At 72.1% G+C, this 17,777-nt stretch carries 17 protein-coding genes and 1 pseudogene; 6 read left to right on the top strand and 12 right to left on the bottom strand.

The genetic code is table 11. The annotated features are described in order from the left end of the window. Positions 1 to 100: 100 nt before the first annotated feature. Genes EXE48_RS15755 through EXE48_RS15740 form a run of 4 tightly spaced genes read left to right on the top strand, consistent with a single transcriptional unit; the run spans position 101 to position 4,272 of the window. A complete protein-coding gene (locus tag EXE48_RS15755; RefSeq protein WP_053770836.1) occupies positions 101 to 1,222 on the top strand; it encodes a branched-chain amino acid ABC transporter permease in 1,122 nt (373 codons plus the stop codon). Beyond that, positions 1,219 to 2,568, top strand: coding sequence for a branched-chain amino acid ABC transporter permease (locus tag EXE48_RS15750; RefSeq protein WP_053770837.1), 1,350 nt, complete (start codon positions 1,219 to 1,221; stop codon positions 2,566 to 2,568). Before EXE48_RS15755 ends, EXE48_RS15750 begins: the two co-directional genes overlap by 4 nt. After that, positions 2,561 to 3,472 (top strand): ABC transporter ATP-binding protein, encoded by a 912-nt coding sequence (locus tag EXE48_RS15745; RefSeq protein WP_137712008.1) that lies wholly within the window; start codon positions 2,561 to 2,563, stop codon positions 3,470 to 3,472. Before EXE48_RS15750 ends, EXE48_RS15745 begins: the two co-directional genes overlap by 8 nt. After that, complete coding sequence (locus EXE48_RS15740; RefSeq protein ID WP_241992030.1) at positions 3,469 to 4,272, top strand: ABC transporter ATP-binding protein; 804 nt, start codon at positions 3,469 to 3,471, stop codon at positions 4,270 to 4,272. Before EXE48_RS15745 ends, EXE48_RS15740 begins: the two co-directional genes overlap by 4 nt. A 258-nt stretch (positions 4,273 to 4,530) precedes the next feature. On the opposite strand, the gene EXE48_RS15735 is transcribed toward EXE48_RS15740, so the two are convergent. The 4 genes from EXE48_RS15735 to EXE48_RS15720 form a co-directional block, all read right to left on the bottom strand. Further along, positions 4,531 to 5,940, bottom strand: a complete 1,410-nt coding sequence (locus EXE48_RS15735; protein ID WP_137712007.1) for an ABC transporter substrate-binding protein — start codon at positions 5,938 to 5,940, stop codon at positions 4,531 to 4,533. A gap of 210 nt (positions 5,941 to 6,150) precedes the next feature. Continuing rightward, the gene (gene ggt / locus EXE48_RS15730; protein ID WP_137712006.1) at positions 6,151 to 7,809 is read right to left on the bottom strand and encodes a gamma-glutamyltransferase; all 1,659 of its coding nucleotides are present in this window, start codon (positions 7,807 to 7,809) and stop codon (positions 6,151 to 6,153) included. A 112-nt stretch (positions 7,810 to 7,921) separates the two neighbouring features. Next, positions 7,922 to 8,125 carry a hypothetical protein gene (locus EXE48_RS15725; protein WP_053770841.1) on the bottom strand — a complete coding sequence of 68 codons (204 nt, stop codon included), beginning with the start codon at positions 8,123 to 8,125 and terminating at the stop codon, positions 7,922 to 7,924. 757 nt (positions 8,126 to 8,882) lie between these two features. Beyond that, positions 8,883 to 9,539 (bottom strand): HVO_0476 family zinc finger protein, encoded by a 657-nt coding sequence (locus tag EXE48_RS15720; RefSeq protein WP_053770842.1) that lies wholly within the window; start codon positions 9,537 to 9,539, stop codon positions 8,883 to 8,885. A gap of 165 nt (positions 9,540 to 9,704) precedes the next feature. On the opposite strand from EXE48_RS15720, the gene prs reads away from it, so the two are divergent. Beyond that, a complete protein-coding gene (prs, locus tag EXE48_RS15715) occupies positions 9,705 to 10,565 on the top strand; it encodes a ribose-phosphate diphosphokinase (RefSeq protein WP_121599828.1) in 861 nt (286 codons plus the stop codon). A 4-nt stretch (positions 10,566 to 10,569) separates the two neighbouring features. Here the strand turns inward: prs and EXE48_RS15710 are convergent, their stop codons facing one another. The 6 genes from EXE48_RS15710 to EXE48_RS15685 form a co-directional block, all read right to left on the bottom strand. Then, positions 10,570 to 11,133, bottom strand: coding sequence for a maltose acetyltransferase domain-containing protein (locus tag EXE48_RS15710; RefSeq protein ID WP_137712005.1), 564 nt, complete (start codon positions 11,131 to 11,133; stop codon positions 10,570 to 10,572). A gap of 107 nt (positions 11,134 to 11,240) precedes the next feature. Next, positions 11,241 to 12,368 carry an ATP-NAD kinase family protein gene (locus EXE48_RS15705; protein WP_137712004.1) on the bottom strand — a complete coding sequence of 376 codons (1,128 nt, stop codon included), beginning with the start codon at positions 12,366 to 12,368 and terminating at the stop codon, positions 11,241 to 11,243. 532 nt (positions 12,369 to 12,900) lie between these two features. Continuing rightward, positions 12,901 to 13,599 (bottom strand): competence/damage-inducible protein A, encoded by a 699-nt coding sequence (locus EXE48_RS15700; RefSeq protein ID WP_053770846.1) that lies wholly within the window; start codon positions 13,597 to 13,599, stop codon positions 12,901 to 12,903. 75 nt (positions 13,600 to 13,674) lie between these two features. Then, positions 13,675 to 14,454, bottom strand: a complete 780-nt coding sequence (locus EXE48_RS15695; protein WP_053770847.1) for a DUF5803 family protein — start codon at positions 14,452 to 14,454, stop codon at positions 13,675 to 13,677. A gap of 13 nt (positions 14,455 to 14,467) precedes the next feature. After that, entirely contained in the window at positions 14,468 to 15,163 is a 696-nt protein-coding gene (locus EXE48_RS15690) for a DUF2110 family protein (protein ID WP_053770848.1), read from the bottom strand. After that, on the bottom strand, positions 15,163 to 15,687 hold the full coding sequence (locus EXE48_RS15685; RefSeq protein ID WP_053770849.1) for a transcription factor: 525 nt from the start codon (positions 15,685 to 15,687) through the stop codon (positions 15,163 to 15,165). Before EXE48_RS15685 ends, EXE48_RS15690 begins: the two co-directional genes overlap by 1 nt. A gap of 150 nt (positions 15,688 to 15,837) precedes the next feature. Between EXE48_RS15685 and EXE48_RS15680 the strand changes: the two genes are divergently transcribed. Continuing rightward, a complete protein-coding gene (locus EXE48_RS15680; RefSeq protein WP_137712003.1) occupies positions 15,838 to 16,803 on the top strand; it encodes a hypothetical protein in 966 nt (321 codons plus the stop codon). Between the two features lie 29 nt (positions 16,804 to 16,832). Here EXE48_RS15680 and EXE48_RS19165 read toward each other — a convergent pair. Both EXE48_RS19165 and EXE48_RS15670 read right to left on the bottom strand, forming a co-directional pair. Continuing rightward, positions 16,833 to 17,036 (bottom strand): annotated as a pseudogene (locus EXE48_RS19165) (PAS domain-containing sensor histidine kinase); the annotation flags it as partial. A gap of 97 nt (positions 17,037 to 17,133) precedes the next feature. After that, positions 17,134 to 17,769: a tRNA (cytidine(56)-2'-O)-methyltransferase gene (locus tag EXE48_RS15670; RefSeq protein ID WP_137712002.1), complete on the bottom strand. Its 636-nt coding sequence runs from the start codon at positions 17,767 to 17,769 to the stop codon at positions 17,134 to 17,136. Between the last annotated feature and the right edge of the window lie 8 nt (positions 17,770 to 17,777).

Here is a 17,777-nt window from a genome sequence, read left to right as displayed (position 1 = left end):
TCCGGCCCCGTCAGAGCTGTCAGGCGGTTTCGAGGATTCTTGTCCGAACAGCGAGTTATTTACCGCTCGGTGTCTCACCCTGTGACAGTGAGACGTACACATGGGAACAACTGACTCGTCGATCGTCGACTCGGCGCGGGCCCGGCCGGGGCTTCTCCTCGTCACCCTCCTCGGCGGCCTGCTCCTCGTCGACCTCGCGGCGAAGCTCGCGGGGGTCGGCCTCGGCCCGGTCGGTGGGTCGATCTCGGTCGACCGGCTCGGCTCGAACCTCTGGAACGGCGTCGTCATCGGCCTCGTGATCGGGCTCGCGGGAATCGGGCTCTCGATGACGTACAGCATCCTCTCGTTCGCGAACTTCTCGCACGGGGACCTCGTCAGCGTCGGCGCGTTCTCCGGGTGGGGCGTGGCGTTCCTGATCGCGGGGTTCGGCGACGTGCCGGTCCGCGCGCTCCTGACCGTCCGCGACGCGGGGAGCGCCTCGCCGGGGGACATCGGCGCGCACATCCTCACGACGCCCGCCGCCATCCTCGTCGGGCTGGTGGCGGCGTTTGTCGTCACCGCGCTGCTCGCGGTGGCGCTCGACCGGGGGTTCTACAAGCCGATGCGCGACCGCGACGGGATCGCGCTGCTCATCGCCTCCATCGGCGCGGCGCTCATCGTCCGGTACCTGCTCCAGTTCGGCTACGGCTCCGACCGGCGCGGTGTCACCGCCAGCGTCGAGCAGTCGAACCTCGCGTTCGATCCGCTCGGACTGTCGGTGAACGCGCACGAGCTCACCATCCTCGTCGCCGCGGTGGGGCTGATGCTCGCGATGCACGCCATGCTCCAGCACACGAAGCTCGGGACCGCGATGCGGGCGATGGCCGACAACAAGGACCTCGCGCTCATCACCGGCATCCCGGCCGAACGCGTCGTCACCGCGACGTGGGTCATCGGCGGCGGGCTCGCGGGCGCGTCCGGCTACCTCTACGTCCTGCTCCGCGGGACGATCCAGTTCGACTTCGGCTGGCTCCTGCTCCTGTTGATCTTCGCGGCCGTGATCTTAGGCGGGATCGGCTCCGTCTACGGCGCCATCGCCGGCGGCCTCGTCATCGGGGTCGTGTTCACCACGTCGACGATCTGGATCCCGTCCGACTTCAACCAGGCCGCGGCCTTCGGCGTGATGATCCTCATGCTGCTGTTGCGCCCCGAGGGGCTCTTCGGCGGGGTGACGACAACATGAGCGACGCCGACGCCCCCGGCGACTCCGGGTCCGTATCCTCCGGGAGCGCGCCCGAGGCGCCCGAGAGCGCGACGGCGGCGCTGGTCAAGGCCGCCCGAGAGAGCGACCTCGGCCTCGTCGTCGGGACGCTGCTCGCGATCTACGCGGCCGCGACGCTGCTGACGTTCACCGACGGGCTCAACAGCGTCGTCGGGCTCATGGAGACGCTGACGTTCCTCGGTCTCGTCTACGCGCTCACCGCGCTCGCCCTGAACCTCCAGTGGGGGTACACCGGCCTCTTCAACATCGGCGTCGCCGGCTTCATGGCCGTCGGCGTCTACACGATGGGGATGGTCGTCCGCTCGCCGGACCCCGCGTTCGGCCCGCCCGGACTCGGCCTGCCGCTCCCGGTGGGGATCGCCGCGGGCGTCGCGATGGCGGCCGTGCTCGGCGCCGTCGCCGCCCTGCCCGCGCTGCGGCTCAAGGCCGACTACCTCGCCATCGTCACGCTCGGGCTCTCGGAGATCGTCCGCCTGTCGCTCCAGTCGAGCGCCTTCGACAACTTCCTGCGCGACACGGTCGGCGCCGGAACGGGCGGCGGTCGCGGGATGGGCATGCCGGACAATCCGGTCCGAGAGCTGTTCCTCGTCGACGGGCAGGCGGGGACGCCGACCGCGTTCGGCGAGTTCGTCTTCGGCGTCTTCGGCGCAGACGGCCTCGGGATCTCCAACCCGATCCTCATCGGGTGGGGGTACATCGCCGTCCTCGCCGCCTTCCTGATCGGGTTCTACCTCCTGGTGGAACGCCTCGGCCGCTCGCCGTTCGGCCGGACGATGAAGGCGATCCGGGAGGACGAACTCGTCGCCGACTCGCTCGGCAAGGACGTGAACCTCGTGAAGATCAAGGTGTTCGTCATCGGCTGCGCGCTGATGGGGCTCGCGGGCATCCTCTGGTTCGGCAGCCAGGGCAACGTCTCGCCGACCCCGCAGTTCCGCCCCCTGCTCACGTTCTACGTGTTCATCGCGGTGATCATCGGCGGGTCGGGGTCGAACACCGGCTCGGTCCTCGGCGGCATCGTCTTCGCCGCGGTCCTGTTCGAGGGGCCGCGCCGCGTCGGCGGGGTCGTCCGCGGGCTCATCGACGCGGAGACGCCGCCGTCGTTCGCCGACGCGCTCGTCTCGCTCGACCCGGTGACGTTCCTCGCGTACGCGACCGACAACATCGCACCGCTCCAGTTCGTCTTCCTCGGGCTGGTCTTGGTGTTCATCATCCACCGGCGCCCGGAGGGGATCCTCGGCGACCGGATCGAGACGGCCGCGGCCGTCGACCTCTCGGAGCGGCCCGGCGGGGGTGAGACCGATGAGTAGCGACGCGCCCGACGCGGCCGACGTCGCAGACGCGACCGGGGTCGCCGACGCGGTCGACGCGGCGGACGCCTCAGAGGACGAGCCCGAGGCGAACGACAGCGCGGTCGAGGAGGCCGCGAAGCACGTCCCGTCCGGGGCGCCCCCGCTCCGCGTGGAGGGGCTCGTCAAGCGGTTCGGCGGCGTCACCGCCGTCGACGGCGCCTCCTTCGAGGTCGAGGCCGGGTCGCTGACCGGCCTCATCGGACCGAACGGCGCCGGCAAGTCGACCACGTTCAACTGCATCACCGGCGTCCACGAGCCGACCGCGGGATCGGTGACCTTCGAGGGCGAGGACATCACCGGGCTCAGGCCACACGAGATCGCGCGGAAGGGCCTGGTTCGGACCTTCCAGATCGCCCGGGAGCTCTCCGAGATGACCGTCTTGGAGAACCTCATGCTCGCGCCGCAGGGCCAGGTCGGCGAGTCCGCGATCCGGGCCGTGACGCCCGGGCTCCGCGGCGCGGTGATCGGGGAGGAGGTCGACATCCGCGAGCGGGCCTGGGAGACGCTGGAGTTCTTCGAGATCGACCACCTCGCGCACGAGCACGCGGGGAACCTCTCCGGCGGCCAGCGGAAGCTGCTGGAGATGGCCCGCGCGCTGATGACCGACCCCGAGATGGTGCTGCTCGACGAGCCGCTCGCCGGGGTCAACCCGACCCTCCAAGAGAAGCTTTTGGACCGGGTCCACGACCTGCGCGCGGACGGCTACACCTTCCTGCTCGTCGAACACGACATGGACGTCATCATGAACAACTGCGAACGCGTCATCGTCATGCATCAGGGCAGCGTGCTCGCCGAGGGGACCGGCGACGAGATACGGAACGACGAGCGGGTCATCGAGGCGTACCTGGGGGAGGACCTATGACCGCCGACGGCGCGGCGGGCGAGGCGGCGGCCGACGCCGACGCCGAGGCGGTCGCGGCCGGCGCCGACGCCGGAGCGACACACGCGATCGACGGCGACGCGATCCTCCGGATCCGGGACCTCGACGCGGGCTACGGCGACCTCCAGATCCTCTCGGACGTGGTCTTAGACGTCGCCGACGAGGAGTACGTCACCATCGTCGGCCCCAACGGGGCCGGCAAGTCGACGGTGATGAAGACCGTCTTCGGGCTCACGACGCACATGGGCGGCACCGTCGAGTTCGAGGGGTCGCAGATTCAGGGGCTCGCGCCCGAGCAGATCATCCGCGAGGGGATCGGCTTCGTCCCGCAGACAGACAACGTGTTCCCCGGGCTCAGCGTCCGGGAGAACCTCGAGATGGGGGCGTACATCCTCGACGAGGTGCCCGAAGACCAGGTCGAGACGATATACGACCGGTTCCCGATCCTCCGGGAGCGCAGCGAGCAGAAGGCGGGGACGCTCTCCGGCGGCCAGCGGCAGATGGTCGCGATGGGCCGGGCGCTCATGCTCGACCCGGACCTGCTGCTGCTCGACGAGCCCTCTGCGGGGCTCGCCCCCGACCTCGTCGCCGACATGTTCGACCGGATCGACCGGATCAACGAGAGCGGGACGGCCGTGCTGATGGTCGAGCAGAACGCGAAGGAGGCGCTGCGCCGCTGCGACCGCGGCTACGTGCTGGTGAACGGCGCGAACCGCTACACCGACCGCGGCGACGTCCTGCTCGCCGACGAGGACGTGCGGCGCGACTTCCTCGGCGGGTGAACCGCGGTCGTCCGCCGCTCGCGCGGCTCTGAACGGTGTCGACGACGCCGCTCGGGGAAGGATTATAAGATGCGCCGTCGCAGTGAGGCCCCGCCCTCTGTCGCGCGCGGCCCTTGCCGGCGACCAATTCGGACGCCGGCGCCGCCGTAGACCCCCTGCGAGAAGCGTCCGCTCGCGCGGGTGAGCGCCGCGGCTCGCGCAGGCGAGCGCCGCGGCTCGCGCGGGACGGAAAAAATCGGAGAAGAGCCGGCCGACTCCCTACTGGTTCAGCACGCTCGACCACTGACTGGTGTACGTCGCCTGGTTCGGCTCGAAGGAGACGCGCTGGGTGATCGTCCCGTCGCGCTCCTGGAAGGCGCTCACGTACGCCTCCTCCAGCGACTGCCCGTAGGCGTCGTTGAGGTACAGCGTTCCGGACGACTCGGCGCCGACGGTGTCGCCGACTGCGAGGTCGGCCATCGCCGGCCCCTGGAGCAGGTCCGAGGGCGCGGTCCGGAAGATGTAGCCGTTGTCCTCTAAGTCCGTCACGTTCGGGTCGGTCGAGGACGGCGAGATCCCCACGACGCCGTTCGGGATGAACACCTGATCCGAGACCTGGAGGTTGACGTTCGACGACGCCGGGCCGACGACCGCGCCGAAGCCGGCGTTGACGAGGGCGTTCGCGCCGGAGATCCCCGCCTGCGGGTCGGTCTGCGTGTCCTCGACTCTCGTCTCGACGTCGACGTTGATGCCGGCGTCGTTGACCTGGGTGGCCGCGAGCAGCGCGCCGTCGCGGATCGGGACGCCGAGCGGCCCGAGGTCCCCCGTCTCCGGCATCAACACGCCGATTCGGGCGGTGAACGAGTCGACGCCCACGGGGGCGGCCGCGGTCGCGTTCCGGTCCTCCTCGCTGAGTTCGTTCCCGAACTCGACGGTGTCGAGCGTGACGAGGCTGCCGTCTTGGAAGTCGATGATGTCGTAGGCGGCGGTCGCGATGTCGCCGTTGGCGTCGAAGTTGACGCTCGACGACGCCCCCACGTAGTGGACGGGGTCGCCGCCGGCGACCGTCTCGACGGCCTCGGGCAGGTCAGCGGGGCCGAACTCCTCGCCGCCGGGGTTGGCGACGGTCCGGACGCGGTCGCGGATCGCCTGGCCGCTGTTCTCGCCCGCGGCGGTCGCCGCGAGGATCTCGACCGCCATCGCGTCGTACGCCTGTGCGGTGAACACGCCCGGTTCCTCGCCGTACGCCTCCTGATACGACTCGGTGAAGAACTCCGCGCCGGGGCCGCCCGCGGAGGGCGCGGTGCCGATGACGTTGTTCATGTCGTTGTCGACCTCGCTCGGCAGGTCGCTGTCGATCAGCCCGTCGGGGACGATAATGTCGAGGTCGGGCGCGCTGTCGGCGAACTCCGAGTAGAAGTCGCGGAACAGCTGGATCCCGGACTGCGGGAAGCCGACGACCATCACGGCGTCGGGGACGTTGTTCTGGTCCCCGCCGTCGCCGCCGTCGGACCCGTCGCTTCCGTCGCTTCCGTCGCCGCCGTCCATCCCGTCGCCGCCGTCGGACCCGTCGGATCCGTCCCCGCCGTCGCCGCCGTCACCGCTCTCCGTCGAGCAGCCGGCGAGCCCCGCAATACCGACCGCGCCGGCGCCCTTGAGTACGTCGCGTCGCTGGATTCTTCGCTTCATTCTGTGACCGTATACCATACGAGCCGTTATAAGTGTATCCACGGTCACAAATACCACAGCACCGGGATTCGGACGCGTCAGGCCGGTCTCGTCGCGTCCGCGCGCGCTCTACCGACAGACTCGCCGATCGGCGGCCGGCCGCAAACGGCGCGTCGTACCCACTCGCTGATAGGAGACTGGTCGTCGCCGCCGGAGGCGGTCGCGCCCGCCTCAGTACCCCTGCGCGTTCCCGTCCTTCCGGGGCTCCGTGGCGGCCGAGAGGACCCCGTCCCGGCTCCGCGCGATCTGGGCGCCGCCGAACATGACGGGCGAGAGCGTCCGCACGTCGTGGTCCCTGCGGACCAGCTTCGCCGCGGCGTCGTCGTCGAAGTGCGGCTCCAGCGCCAGTTCGCCGCTCTCGCGGTAGCGCCACCGCGGCTCGTCGAGCGCGCGCTGGAGCGGCATCCCGTAGTCGACGAGGTTGGAGACCACCTGGACGTGGCCCTGCGGCTGCATGTACCCGCCCATCACGCCGAACGCCGCCCAGTCGTCCTCGTCGAACCGGACGACGCCCGGGATGAGCGTGTGGAAGGGGCGCTTGCCGGGTTCGAGGCTGTTCGGGTGGTCCGGGTCGAGCGAGAAGGACGCGCCGCGGTTCTGTAAGGCGATGCCGGTGTCGCCGGCGACGAGCCCGGAGCCGAAGCCGGCGAACCGGGAGTTGATGTACGAGACGACGTTGCCCGCCTCGTCCGCGACGGTGAGGAGGACGGTGTCGGCGTCCTCGGCGTTCGCGTTCGGCACGCCGAAGGAGACGTCGTGCGAGGCCGTCTCGCCGACGCCGGCGGCGCGCTCGCTCGCCCACTCGCTCGACGCGAGCGGCGGGATCTCCTCGTACTCGGGGTCGGTGATGTAGCGGTGGCCGTCGTGGAACGCCCGCTTCATGGCCTCGGCGAAGTAGTGGACGCGCTCGGGCGAGTCGTAGTCGTACTCGCCGGCGCCGAGCTCGCTCGCGACGTTGAGCGCCTCCAGGGCGATCAGTCCCTGGTTGTTCGGCGGGAGCTCGTACACCTCCGCGCCGTTGTAGGTCGTCGACACCGGCTCGGGCCACTCGACCTCGAAGTCGGCGAGGTCGTCGACGGTCATGAACCCCCCCCGCGACTGGACCTCGTCGGCGATGGCCTCCGCGATCTCGCCCTCGTAGACGACGTCGGCGCCCTCCTCGGCGATCCGCCGCATCGACTCGCCGAGCCGCGGGAGCGTCACCGTCTGCCCGACGCCCGGCGGCTCGCCCTCGAAGAGGAACGCCTCGCGGGCGTGGTCGTCGGTGAAGAGCGCGTCGGCGCTCGCCCAGTGGGAGGCGATGACCTCCGACACCGGGTACCCCTCGGTCGCGTAGCGGACGGCGGGCGCGAGCGCGTCCGCGAGGGTGAGCCGGCCCAGCTCCTCGACGGTGGCCTCCCAGCCGCGGGCCGTCCCGGGCACCGTGACCGCGTGCGGGCCGTAGAACGGCATCCCGGCCTCGCCGGCGTCGTCGACCGCGTAGCCGCCGTCGTCGGGGTAGTACGAGTCGGCGTCGTCGTCCTCTGCGAGCGCCGCCTCGACGTTCTCTATCGTCGCGTCCGCTGGGGCGCCGCCGCACGAGCGCATCGCGCCGACCTCGCCGTCCGCGGTCCGGTACAGCGCGAACACGTCGCCGCCGAGCCCGGTCGAGGTGGGCTCGACGACGTTCAGCGCGGCCGCGGTCGCGACCGCCGCGTCGAACGCGTTCCCGCCCTCGCGGAGGACTTCGATCCCCGCCTCGCTGGCGAGCGGCTGACTGGTCGCCACCACGCCGCGCTGGCCGTACACGGTCGATCGGCGCGACGTGAACCGGTCTAAGTCTGGCTCCATACGACCTCGTCCGGCGCGCGGGAGAATAAAGCACCGACCGGATCTATCCGGTGTCTACGGCCCAGATCGGGCGGCTCAGAGGCGTCTCGCCGCGACCGGTCGCGCCGGCGCGTCACTCGTCGAACTCGGCGTAGTGCCGGACCAGCCCGCACTCGGGACACATCACCGTCGTCAGCTCCTTGCGTTCGTTCATGCCGAGCTTCCCGAGCAGCCCGGACCGCTTCTCGCCGGTCTTGACGTGCGCGTTCCAGGCGTCGCCCATGCTGAACTCGACCTCTTCCATCGTCACGGCGCAATCGGGACAGCGGTGGTCCATGAACTCGGAATCACGCGGCGGCCTGAAAACGATTGCCTCGACCGTTCTTCAGCGAGCGGGAGCCGTCAAACCGCCCGGCGCGACAGTCCAGAGCGGACGACGTCTCCGCGCGTGGGCCGGAGCGGTCGATGTCACCTCGAGACGCGGCGGGACTGCGGGGTCGCTCGGACGACGCCGTCCTCTCAGCGGGCGACAGACGCGATTCGCAGGCGTCGCTGGCCGTCTCGGCACGCTGTGATCGAAAGTCGGCCTCGGTACTCATAGGGCTCGTCGTCGCCGGGTGCCGAGTCCGGCTCGGAGCGGTGGTTCGTCATCGGCCGCTCGTCGGTAGTCGCGCCGTCGAATAAAAGGATCCGGCCGCGCCGTCAGTGCGACGAGCCGGCGTACTCGTTCCAGCGGTCGGTGCCGTTCGCGATCCGCCGCGTGTCGGACGGGTCGAACGTCGCCGCCGCGTTCGCGACCGCCTCGGCGGCGGTCGGGAGATCCTCGGTGTCGGTGGTCGCGCCGCCTTCGGTCGGACTGGTCGATGGACCCGATCGGTCGGTCGCCGGTTCGGTCTGCGTCGCCTCGCGCGTGCTCGGACCGCCGGGACCGGTCGTCGTCCCCGCCGTCGAGCGTGCGTCAGTCGTGTACTACGGGTGGCACGGATCCGACAAGGGGCGTATTCTTCATAATTGTTTATGTTGGTGTGAGGATCGCCGGACGGGGCGGACGGGGCGGGCGGACCGCGCCGAGCGCGTCGCGCCACCGGGCCGCCCTACCAGGCCGACCACGCGGTGAGCGTCTCGTCGCGGGCGTACACCCGCTTGAGGTCCTTCGCGTAGGCGAGGTCGCCGGCGTGGTCGAGCTTCTCGTGGCGGTACTCGGGGGCGTCCTCGCGGATCTGGAGCCCCTCGACGGTGAACTCCTCGTCGCCGAACTCCGTCGTCTCGCCGACGGTGAACTCGTAGTCGCCGGGGACGTTCACCCGGAGCGAGCGCGTCTGGTCCGCGTCGCCGTCCTTCGGGTGGAGCGTGACCGGGACCGCGACGTTGTCGACTGCCCGGGTCCACAGCGTCTCCACGTCGGTGATGTCGGCCTCCTCGACGCGGTTCTCGGGGCCGAGCTCGATCCCAGTGATCCGCACCTGCATCAGCGCGTCGTCGGTGTCGACGACGAACTCCTCGCCGGTGGCCACGTCGCCCTCGGCGGGCACGTCCATCGCCGTCGTGAACGAGTCGCCGTCCTGCGAGACGACGATGGTCACGGAGACGGTCTCCTCCTCCGGAATCTCGGCTTTGTGGGTATGGTCGCACTCGGTACAGCGGACGGTGGCCTGCCCGCCCGGGCTCAGGACCTCGTGGACGGTCGGCTCGGCGGGCGAACACGACGGGCAGGGGAGCCCGACGCGCGCGCCGGCTTCGGTGTCGCTCATTGGGCGCTCGTACCCGCCGCGCCCGTAAATATCCGCCCCTGTGGGGGCGGTGTGGGTCGCGCTCGCGTGGCGCGCGGCGGCGCCGTTGCGGTTCCGCGGCCGCGGGCCCCGCAGCCGCCGCGCGGTAAGGAAACTGGTTTACCGGTGTCCGGAAAACGGTCGCCCATGATCGTACCCGGATCCAGCTCGCAGCAGCTCGCGGCCGCGCTCGCGGCGGAGACGGACCGGGCGCTCGCGACCCCGACATACGACCGGTTCCCGGACGGAGAGGGGCTCGCCGCGGTGCCCGACTTCGACGCCGACGAGGCCGTGATCGTCGCCGCGACCGACTCAGACGAGGCGTGGGTCGAACTGCTCCAGCTCCAAGACGCCGTCCGCGAGGCCGGCGCGACGGACGTGACCACCGTCGTCCCCTACATGGGCTACGCCCGACAGGACGCCTCGTTCGGCGACGGGGAGCCGGTCTCGGCCCGCGCGATGGCCCGCGCGATCTCTACCGGGACCGACCGCGTCGTCCTCGTCAACCCCCACGAGGCGACCGTCGCCGACTTCTTCGAGGTCCCGGTCGAGGCGGTCGACGCCGCGGGCGTCCTCGCGGCGCCGCTCCCGGCCGACCTCGGCGACCCCCTGTTCCTCGCGCCCGACGAGGGAGCGATCGACGTGGCCGCCACCGTCCGCGACGCCTACGGCGCCGGCGAGACGGACTACTTCGAGAAGCGCCGCGACCGCGAGACGGGCGCCGTCGCGGTGTCGCCCTCCGACGCCCCCGTCGCCGACCGGGACGTGGTCGTCGTCGACGACATCATCGCGACCGGGTCGACGATGAGCGAGTCGGTCGCCGTCCTCACCGACCGCGGCGCCGCGCGCGTGCTGACGGCCTGCGTCCACCCGGTCCTCGCGGCCAACGCGGTGACGAAGCTCCGCGCCGCCGGCGTCGACCGGATCGTCGGCAGCGACACCGTCGAGCGGGGCTGTAGCGTCGTCAGCGCCGCGCCCGCCGTGGCCGACGCGCTCGACTCCCTGTAACGGATCACCCGCCACCGATCTCGCGGATCTCCTCGGCCGGATTCCCGCCCACCACCGTCCGTGCCGGCACGTCGTCGACCACGACGGCGCCCGCGGCGACGACCGCGCCGTCGCCGATCTCGACCCCCGGCGTGATCACCGCTCGCCCGCCGATCCAGACGTCGTCGCCGACCGCGATGGGGTCGCCGAACTCCAGCCCGGCCGCCCGCTCGTCGGGGTCGATCGGGTGGGTCGCGGTGTACGCGTGGACGCCCGGACCGAGCAGGCAGTTCTCGCCGAACGCGACCGGCGCCACGTCGAGGAAGACGCAGCCGTAGTTCGCGAAGAAGCCGTCGCCGACGCCGACGTTGTACCCGTAGTCGCAGCGGAACGGCGGGACGACGGTCGCGTCGCCGCGCACCTCGCCGAACAGCTCCCCGAGCAGCCGCTCGCGGCGGTCGGTCTCCGTCGGGGCCGTGGCGTTGTACCGGCGGCAGCGCTCCTGCGCCCGCCGCCGGTCGGCGACCAGTTCGGGGGCCGACGGGTCGTAGGCCTCGCCGGCGAGCATCCGCTCCTTCTCGCGTCCCATACGCCTCCCGGCGCGGCGAGCGACAAAAGGACTGTCAGTCGCCGCGCCCGGGAGCGGCGCGAGGGATGAGCGGTGGTCGAGCGGCGGCCGGGCGGCGGCCCCCCGCCTCAGACGATCTTCACCATCCGCGTCTCGAACTTCCCGACGCGGACGCGGACCCAGCCCGCGAGCCCGTCGTCGAGGTCGGGGTCGTCGGTGTCGACGCGCAGCGCGCGCACGTCGTCCAGCTTCGCCCGCGACGCGACGATTCGGAGGTCGCAACGCCGGATCACGGCCGGCGATATCTGGGGGTTGCCGCGGCCGAAGACGAACCCCTGGCCGCCGATGGGGGAGACGACGATGACGTTCTCCTCGCCGAGCGCGTCGAGGATCTCTGTCTCCGTCGCGTCGCGGGCGATCACCTCGCCGTCGCGCCACACGTCGACGCCGATCGGCGACGGCTCGAACCCCAGTTCGTCCTTGATCGCGCCCACGGTCGACCCCGGCCCGAGGACGAAGGTGACGCCCTCCCCGTCGCGCTCGCGAATGTCCGCCGCGACGCCCTCCGCCAGCGACTCGACGGTCCCGCTCGCGGTCTGTTTCGACGACTGGAGGTCCTCGGCGACGGGGACATGCGCGACGCCGCGCAGCGTCGGGCTCACCTCCCCCTCCCGGTAGGCGTCCTCGTCGATGTCCATCACCTCGCGGCGCTCCGTCCGCGAGAACGAGGCGGCCACCTCGGCGGCGTCCTCCGGCGAGACCGCGAACACCGACGAGTACACCTTCACGCCGGCGGGGACGCCGAGCATCGGCACGTCGGTCCCCTCCAGCGCGCCAGCGACGTCCGCGGCCGTGCCGTCGCCGCCGACGAACAAGACGAGGTCGACGGGGTCGGCGGGCCCGTCGCCGTCGGCCGCGTCGTCCCCGTCGAGCCCGGCGAACGCCCGCACGACGGCGGCCGTGTGCGCCGCGGTCGTGTCGGTCGGTCCCGGCGCGTCGCCCTCGAAGGGGTCGACGACCCGCGCCGGCTCGAAGCCGGCCGCGCGGACGACGGACTCGCCCATCGGGTCCGCGGCCACCGACACGACGGCGTCGGGCGCGACCGCGGCCAGCCGGTCCAGCGCGCGGCGCGCTCGCTCGGGCGCGCGCCGTTCCGCGCCACGCTCGACCGCCTCCACCACCTTCCCGTCGGTGCCCTTCAGCCCGACGCGGCCGCCCATGCCGGCGACAGGATTCACCGCGATCCCCACGTGCATGCCCGACGTTCACCGCGCCGGCCTCTTAAGCGAGCCGCGTCCGGCCGCGGCGCGCGGGCGTCCGCCCCCGGTGACTCACTCGAACGGTTCATAAAGCCCCTCAACACGCGGACACGGGAACCAACAGGCGTCCGCTCATCACAGCAGACGCCGATGGAACGAGCCCGCCATCGGCGACGTCAGCCGCTCGTCTCACCGGGACTGGATCCCTCCCTCGGTAGCTGCCACACGCCCACGCCTTCCGGTCCCGTTTTCGAACCCCTGTGACGCAGTTTCGGGACCGTCCTCGGTCCCGCGCCGACGGACTCCCTCGGAGAATCAATACTTAAGACGCCCCCAGAACAACCGCGAGACATGATCCTCGAAGCCGCCGTGACGGAGCCGTTGCCGATCAGCGCGACCGCGGGCGTGGTCCTGCTCGCGAGCCTCGCGCTCGTCGCCGTGTGGGTCGCGTACCTGTACCGCTAGGCCGCCCCTTCGCCGGCCGTCCTCCCGTCGCACCGACCGCTCCTGCCGATCGCTTCTCGGCCGCTCAGGCGGACCGCTCCTCGACCGCGTCCGCGTGCTCGCGGATCCACGCCGCCGCTCGCTCGGCCTCCCCCTCGCTCTCGGCGGTGATCTTCACCGTCACGACCTCGCCCGGGTAGGAGCCGACGCGCACGTCGAACCGCTCGCGCAGCGACGCGAACCGGTCGAGCAGCTCGCTCTCCGGCTCGTCGACGTCGACCGTGAGCACGTGGGTGAGCGTCCCCGCGAACTCCGCTTCGACCCGCTCGAACATCGCCTTCATCTCGCCGGGTACCCCGGGGAGGACGTAGACGGACTCGACGACGGCGCCCGGCGCGACCCCCGCCTCGTTCGGCAGCGGGCGGCAGTCCGCCGGGAGGTGCGTCGTCTCCGCCGCGAGGTCGCTGCCGCTGTACCCCCGCTCGGCGAGCCACGCGGCCGCCTCCTCGTTCGCCGCGAGGTCGCGGCCGAACGCGGCCGCGACCGCCTCCATCGTCACGTCGTCGTGCGTCGGCCCGAGGCCGCCGGTGACGATCACCGCGTCGTACTCGGCGTGGTACTCGTTCACGACGCGCGCGATCTCGCTCACCTCGTCCGGCACGACTGTCACCCGTCGGACGGCGACGCCTCGCGCGTCGAGCCGGTCGCAGAGCCAGGTCGCGTTCGTGTTCTCGGTGTCCCCGACGAGGAGCTCGTCCCCGACGGTGACGACGGCGGCGTTCATACCCAGTCCAAGCGGCGCGCGGTAGAAAAGGACCGCGGCGGGGGCGACCGGACGGCGCTCGACGCGACGCGAGCGTCAGAGCCAGCCGTCCTCGTCCTCGTCGTCGTAGACGCCCAGGCCGAGGTCGCGGCGGCGCTGGCGGAGCGCCTCCAGCTGTCGCCTGAAGTAGAGCGTCCCCGCCGCCGCGGCGATCACGCCCACGAGGAGGATGACGCCGAACACCAGCAGGTCCCCCTCGCGGTACGACTGGACGACGATCGAGCCGCGGGACACCTCCTCCCAGACGATCCGGTCGCGGTCGCCGACCGTCTCGACCGCGTGGTCGCGCGGCGACACGTGGCCGACGACCGGGAACTCGGTGGTGAAGCCCGGCGGGAGCGTCACGGCGTACGACCCCTCGACGTACGCGCGCATGGTGAACCGGCGCGGCGACCCGGCGCCCGAGAACGCCACCCGGCCGCCGCTCATGTCGTCCGCGAAGCGGATCCACGTCTCGTCGGTCGTCCGCTCTATCTCGCCGCCGCGGGCGCGGAACTCGCTGCCCGTGATCACCTCGCCGTCGGGGTACCGGTACCGGAACGCCTCGAACTCGAGCGGCTGGTCGCCCGCGTACGGCGTCTGCTCGTACAGCCGGATCTCCTCCCTGTCGCCGACCGCGTACACGACGGTGTAGCGCGCGTCGGTCGAGAGCTCGAACGCGGCGTCGCGGTCCGTGTCGAAGTCGTACTCGCGGGGCGGCTCGGCGTCCAGCGTCTCGTTCGTCACCTCGCCGCCGCCGGTCGCGTAGCCGAGGCAGCCGGCGCTGACCGCGAGGAGGGCGACCGCCGCCGCCGCGAGCGCGAAGCGTCTGTTCACGTGTTACCTCCGGTTAGACCACACAGCGCATCTCGGCCGGGAGGTACGAGCCGATGGCGGCCAGCAGCCCCGGCGGGTCGGTCCCTTCGCCGCAGACGATGCTCTGTTCCAGCAGTCCGAGCCGCTCGACGGTGACGATGTCCTGCGCGTGGCCCGCGCGGTTCACCGTCGCGCGCGTCTCGCCGCGCGTCGCCGAGTTGACGTTCACCCGGCCGTCGCCGCGCCGCCAGTCGTACAGGCGGTCGCGCTCGGCGTCGGCCAGCCGGGACGGCTCCGCGTCCGGGTCGCCGGCGTCGCCCCCGTAGACGAACCGCATGGGTAGGTGCTGGACGAGGCCGAAGCGCTCGACGACCTGCTCCGGCGAGCCGACGCCGAGGCCGAGTTCGTCGGCGGGCACGAACACGTCGACCCCGGCGTCGAGGGTGACCCCAACGTCGTCCCACGACTCGAGGGTGCCGACGTACTCCTCGCCGGCGTCGAGTCCGCCGTCGTGGGCGACTATCTCGCCCCACGTCTCCGCGAGGACGTTGCGCGCGACCGGCGCGTCCTCGCCGGTCACGTCGACCTGGACGAAGTCGTCGTCGCGCACGCCCACCTGCCAGTCGACGTCGAGCTCGTCGAGGTCGTTCGCCACGAGCGAGTTCATCCCGTCGAGCGCGCGGTCGCGAGCGTCGCCCTCGACGTAGCACTTGGTTGCGAGGACGACCATCAGCCGGTCACGTCCACGTTGAGCTCGTTGCGGAGCTCGTCGATGCGCTGGTCCATCGCGTCGCGGAGCCGGTCGTTGTCCATCGCGTCGAGGGGGGAGCCGCACTCGGGGCACTCGAAGCCGAAGTCCATCGCCTCGCCGAACTCGAAGCGGATCGAACACACCTCACAGAGGTAGAACTCGTGGGTGCGCTCGTACTCCTCGCGCTCCTCTAAGGCCTCGAGCAGCCGGTACATCTCCTCCTGGAGGTTCTCCGGGATGTTGTCGTAGTGGAACGTCCAGAGGTACGTGAGCCACCCGGAGTCCTCGTCGCGGACGCGCCGGTACGTCGCGAGGTCGTTCTCGTACAGGATGAACAGCGCGCGCCGCACGTCGTTGAGCTCCAAGCCGAGCTCCTCGGCCAGCTCCTCGTCAGTGACCTCGCCGTCGGGCGGCGCGGCCGCGACCGGCATCCCCGTCGGCCCCACCAGCTCGTGGAGGTACTTCTGGATGACGGGGTCGTTCAGTAGATCCTCAAAAGCCATTACGGGAAACTGGTGGTGGAATCCGGTTAAAACCTCCGAAAGGCGCGGTCGCGACGCTCCCGATCCGCCCCGCCGAGCGGCGTCCGATCCGCCGCCGACCGACCCGCCGGTCCGGCAGAGCTTTAGGGGCCGTGACTCACACTCGCCCGTATGGCTGACTCGGTGGACGGACGGGGGCGACGCGCGCTCGGCGCCCTCGCGCTCCTCGCCGTCCCGACGGTGTTGGCGGCGGTCCCGCTGGCCGCGCTCGCCGCGCTGCTCGGCCCCGGCGGGCTCGGCGCGCTCCCGTTCGGCGCGGCCGGCGGCCTGCTCGCCGCGGCCGTCGTCGGACCGGCCGCGTCCGCGCTGCTCGGCCCGGTCCTCATCGACAGGCGGATCGCGCGGCTCCCCGACGCCGACCTCGACGAGCGCCGCGCCGACTTCGTCGCCGACCGCGTCGCGTCGCTCGCGGCCGAGGTCGGCGTCGACCCGCCCGAGGTGACCGCGGTCCGCGCCGACGCCGCGAACGTCGCCGTCGCGGACGGCCACCGCGGGTCCCGGCTGGTGGTCTCGACGCGGCTGCTCGCCCTCCCGAAGGCCGACCGGGACGCCGCGCTGCGCCACGCGCTCGTCAGGCTCCGGACGCGGCAGGCGCTGCTCGCGACCGCGACGCTCCCGGCGCTGGCGGCCGTCGAGACCGCGGCGCTGCTCGCGACGCTGCTCGTCGGGCGCCGGGGGGACCGCACCGCCGCGGACCGGCGCGTCAACCGGATCCACGGGTACGAGCCGGACCGCGAGCGCGTCCCGTCGTGGGCGTACGCCGCCGCCGGCGCGCTCTGCTGGCTGCTGCTCCTCCCGGCGTGGATCCCGGCGACGGTCGGCGACCGGTTCGCCGTCGCCGGCGGGCGCCGCGCCGCGGACGCGCTGGTCGCGCGCGCCGGCGCCGCGGAGCGCGAGGGGCTCGGCAACGCCGTCGCGTTCGCCGGCGACGCCGCGGGCGCCGGCGACTGGCCGCCGCTCCTCGACCGCCTCTCGCTCGTCTCCATGGCCGACGCCGAGACGGGCCGCGTCCGCGGGACGAGCCGGCAGGAGGCGCGGACGCGGCTCGCGCGGCTCCGCTCGAAGCGGACGCTGTAAGAGGGGCCCGCCGGTCCTGGCCCGACTCGGGGCCGCGCCGGGACCCGGAGCTGGACCGTCGTCCCGTCCTCGCCGGTCTCGACGTCGAACTCGCCGCCCGCCTCGGCCACGACCCAGTACACGAGCCGGATGCCGAGGCGGTCGGCGTGGGTCAGCGAGGTCTCGCCCGCCTCCAACACCTGCGTCCCGTGGTCCGGGATCCCGGGGGCGTCGTCGTCGACCTCGACGGTGACCGGGCTCCGCGACATCTTGAGCGGCACGCCGGAGGTCGTCGAGGAGGACCTGCGCCGGTCGGAGCGGGACGACGCCGACGAGTAGCGGAGCGCCGACTCAGTCGCGGTCGTCGGCCTCGGCGCTCTCGCCGGCCGCGTCGGCGCTCGCGTCCGCCGAGTCCCGGTCGGCGTCGACCACCGTCTTCCCGGTCGCCTCCGGCACCACGCGGCGGTCGGCGTCCGCCCACTCGCGGTCGAGCTCAGCGCCTGCGAACAGCCGGTCGAGGAACACCGCGAGCCCGGCGACCTCGGAGTGCGGCTGGTTCGTCACGCCCACGTTGAAGTCGGCGCGCTCGTACAGCGCCCACGGCACCTTCTCGCCGCCGACGACGACGAGGAGGTCGCGCGGCGGCGACGCCTCCCCCACCACCGCTGGCTCGTCGAGGCCGACCGCCTCCCGGACCGCCGCCTCCACGTCCTGGACGCGCTCGCCGTACATCGTCAGGTGGACGACCACGCCCTCGAAGTCGCGGACGATCGCCTCCTGGTCGTCGCGGAGTTCGACCGCGAACGGCCCGCCGAACCGGTCGGTGATGTCGCGGACCGTCTCCGCGGACTGCCCCGCGTTGTCGGGGAGGACCACCCGGTCGGCGCCGAGCGCCCGCGCCGTGAGCCCGACGTGCGTCGTCATGCGGTCGTCGCGCCCCGGTCGGTGGCCGTACCGGAGGACGACGACCTCGCGCGCATCGTTCATGCCACGGG

This window comes from Halorubrum sp. ASP1 (genome assembly GCF_005435135.1).
In the GTDB taxonomy this organism is placed as follows: Archaea; Halobacteriota; Halobacteria; order Halobacteriales; family Haloferacaceae; genus Halorubrum; species Halorubrum tropicale.
Note: the sequence above shows the minus strand (reverse complement) of the source record. Positions and strands in the feature narration are given on the sequence as shown.

Bases quoted from the DNA above. Each gene is read 5' to 3' on its own strand.
- EXE48_RS15755 (WP_053770836.1), top strand. From the start codon at position 101: ATGGGAACAACTGACTCGTCGATCGTCGACTCGGCGCGGGCCCGGCCG.
- EXE48_RS15750 (WP_053770837.1), top strand. From the start codon at position 1,219: ATGAGCGACGCCGACGCCCCCGGCGACTCCGGGTCCGTATCCTCCGGG.
- EXE48_RS15745 (WP_137712008.1), top strand. From the start codon at position 2,561: ATGAGTAGCGACGCGCCCGACGCGGCCGACGTCGCAGACGCGACCGGG.
- EXE48_RS15740 (WP_241992030.1), top strand. From the start codon at position 3,469: ATGACCGCCGACGGCGCGGCGGGCGAGGCGGCGGCCGACGCCGACGCC.
- EXE48_RS15735 (WP_137712007.1), bottom strand. From the start codon at position 5,940: ATGAAGCGAAGAATCCAGCGACGCGACGTACTCAAGGGCGCCGGCGCG.
- ggt (WP_137712006.1), bottom strand. From the start codon at position 7,809: ATGGAGCCAGACTTAGACCGGTTCACGTCGCGCCGATCGACCGTGTAC.
- EXE48_RS15725 (WP_053770841.1), bottom strand. From the start codon at position 8,125: ATGGACCACCGCTGTCCCGATTGCGCCGTGACGATGGAAGAGGTCGAG.
- EXE48_RS15720 (WP_053770842.1), bottom strand. From the start codon at position 9,539: ATGAGCGACACCGAAGCCGGCGCGCGCGTCGGGCTCCCCTGCCCGTCG.
- prs (WP_121599828.1), top strand. From the start codon at position 9,705: ATGATCGTACCCGGATCCAGCTCGCAGCAGCTCGCGGCCGCGCTCGCG.
- EXE48_RS15710 (WP_137712005.1), bottom strand. From the start codon at position 11,133: ATGGGACGCGAGAAGGAGCGGATGCTCGCCGGCGAGGCCTACGACCCG.
- EXE48_RS15705 (WP_137712004.1), bottom strand. From the start codon at position 12,368: ATGCACGTGGGGATCGCGGTGAATCCTGTCGCCGGCATGGGCGGCCGC.
- EXE48_RS15700 (WP_053770846.1), bottom strand. From the start codon at position 13,599: ATGAACGCCGCCGTCGTCACCGTCGGGGACGAGCTCCTCGTCGGGGAC.
- EXE48_RS15690 (WP_053770848.1), bottom strand. From the start codon at position 15,163: ATGGTCGTCCTCGCAACCAAGTGCTACGTCGAGGGCGACGCTCGCGAC.
- EXE48_RS15685 (WP_053770849.1), bottom strand. From the start codon at position 15,687: ATGGCTTTTGAGGATCTACTGAACGACCCCGTCATCCAGAAGTACCTC.
- EXE48_RS15680 (WP_137712003.1), top strand. From the start codon at position 15,838: ATGGCTGACTCGGTGGACGGACGGGGGCGACGCGCGCTCGGCGCCCTC.
- EXE48_RS15670 (WP_137712002.1), bottom strand. From the start codon at position 17,769: ATGAACGATGCGCGCGAGGTCGTCGTCCTCCGGTACGGCCACCGACCG.